At 42.7% G+C, this 2204-nt stretch carries 2 protein-coding genes; one reads left to right on the plus strand and one right to left on the minus strand.

The genetic code is table 11. From position 1 onward, the window contains the following. Positions 1-98 precede the first annotated feature (98 nt). Entirely contained in the window at positions 99-1502 is a 1404-nt protein-coding gene (locus tag AACL61_RS01315; RefSeq protein WP_339110875.1) for a C69 family dipeptidase, read from the plus strand. Between the two features lie 66 nt (positions 1503-1568). Here the strand turns inward: AACL61_RS01315 and AACL61_RS01320 are convergent. Continuing rightward, a partial coding sequence (locus tag AACL61_RS01320) for an LPXTG cell wall anchor domain-containing protein (protein ID WP_339110876.1) occupies positions 1569-2204 on the minus strand: 636 nt, incomplete at its 5' end.

The raw sequence follows: 2204 nt of genomic DNA on the forward strand, positions 1-2204 counted from the left end.
TATGAAAACTTGACAGATACAAATATTCTAACTAAATCGACTTAAATCGTGGTTCGCGGTACAATTAATATATTACACAAAAGGAGAATTTATTATCTATGGGGAATAAATTAACTGCATGTACAAGTATATTAATTGGAAAGGATGCTAGTATCGACGGCACGATCATGATTGGTCGAAATGAAGATGCTAAAGCTGCATGGCCTAAGCACATGGTTGTTCACCAGCGTGGGGAAATGCCCAGTCACTTCATCTCTAAGGATACCCGTTTAGAGCTTGACTTGCCAGAAGAAAGCGCTCGGTATACGGCTACTCCTGAATGGACAGATAAAGACGGGCTGTTTGAAGAAGACGGGATTAATGAATATGATGTGGCAATGAGTGCGACTGAAAGTGCTTATTCTAATCCCCTCGTCTTGGGCTATGATCCGCTAGTTGAAAATGGGTTAAATGAAGAAGCAATGATCACCGTGGTGCTACCATATGTTAAGACGGCACGTGAAGGAGTCCAACGCCTTGGTAACTTGATCGCGAAGTACGGAACCGGCGAAACGAACGGGGTACTTTTCGCCGATAATGATGAAGCATGGTACTTCGAAACTGGAGCAGGTCACTACTGGGTTGCGCAACGGATTCCGGATGATTCATACGCGGTGGTCGCCAACCAACTGGCAATTCAAGAAATTGACTTTAATGATACGAATAATTTCATGTTCCATCCCGGAATTCAAGAATTTGTTGAGAAGCATGACTTAAACCCTGATCCAGCTACTTTCAATTTCCGTAAAATCTTCGGGACATCTGACCGGTCAGATGCGATTTACTCTGAACCGCGGGTATGGGTTGGTCATCAAATGTTTAGTCCCCGGCAAGCAACGGAAGAGACCCCAGAATCAACCGAACTGCCATTTATCATGAAGCCGGACCATAAGTTATCGATTTTTGATGCCCAGAACTATCTCAGCAACCACTATGAGGGAACCGAATTCGATCCCCTTGGTCACGGTGAACACGCTCATAAGTATCGGCCAATTAGTTTAGCAAAGACCCAAGAGTCACATATTTTACAGATGAACCGACCGGGCACTAATATTCACTGGTTAGCAATGGGAGTCGCTGCTGAAAGTACCTATGTGCCATTCTTCAACGGCATTACTGATACGCCAGCCCCTTACAAGCGTGGGAAGCTACCGGCTCAGCTCAACTCTGCTTACTGGATTTTCAAGCATGCCAGTGTGCTAGTTGACAGCCACCTGCACGATTTCCTTCCATTATTACGGGACGTACAAAAGGAACGAAACGCCGCGGCCATTAAGATGATTGCCGAAACTGATCGTCGCCTTCCAAGCCTCAAAGGAGAATCACGAGCAATTTTCTTAACGCGACAAAGTGACGATTATGCGACCGATACTTTGAACGCATATAAGAAATTAAGCCTTGAGCTAATTACGAAGATGACTGATTATTGTGAATTAAACTTTAATACGGACGAGAATCTGTAAGACAAAAAATAAGCAGCTCCTAAGTTGGAATTTCCAGCTTAGGGGTTGCTTTTTGTATGCATCTAATTATTTATCTTCGTTGTGCTTTTTCTTCTTCGCAATTAACAAGAGCAAGACGGCTTCTAATGACATCAGGCCAAGCAATTCAGCCATTGTTTGACTGGCATTACCAGTTTGTGGAAGCCTCTTATTTTGCTGACTGGCCTTATTTACATTACTGTTTTCAACTGAGTTTTGGGCAGTTAAGTCAACAGTTGCGTGCTTATCAGTTACGGAAGCACTTGTATTTTCAAGACTAGAAGTATTTGTACTATTAGTGATACTCAAGCTCAACGAAATTGAACCATTTCCAGAACCGTTTGTTGACATCGAAGTAGAACCAATATTGTCAGGGAATGGCGTTACTGGTGATTGACTACCACTAGTAGATTCAGATCCATTAGATGAAGAACCACTTATAGAAGTAGAAGTACTGTCGCTAGCACTTAATGAAGTAGATCCACTATCACTAATAGAAGTAGAACCACTTGCACTTACTGAAATTGATTCGCTAGTGCTAATTGACATTGATTCAGAATCACTGATTGATGTCGATGGATTATCTGGTTGTGGATTTACCGGTGAATCGCTTGTGGAGTTTGAACCACTGATCGAAGCGGAAACTGATGCACTCGTACTTATTTCAACTGAGTTTTGGGCAGT

Source organism: Limosilactobacillus reuteri subsp. porcinus, from assembly GCF_036621895.1.
Taxonomy (GTDB): Bacteria; Bacillota; Bacilli; order Lactobacillales; family Lactobacillaceae; genus Limosilactobacillus; species Limosilactobacillus reuteri_J.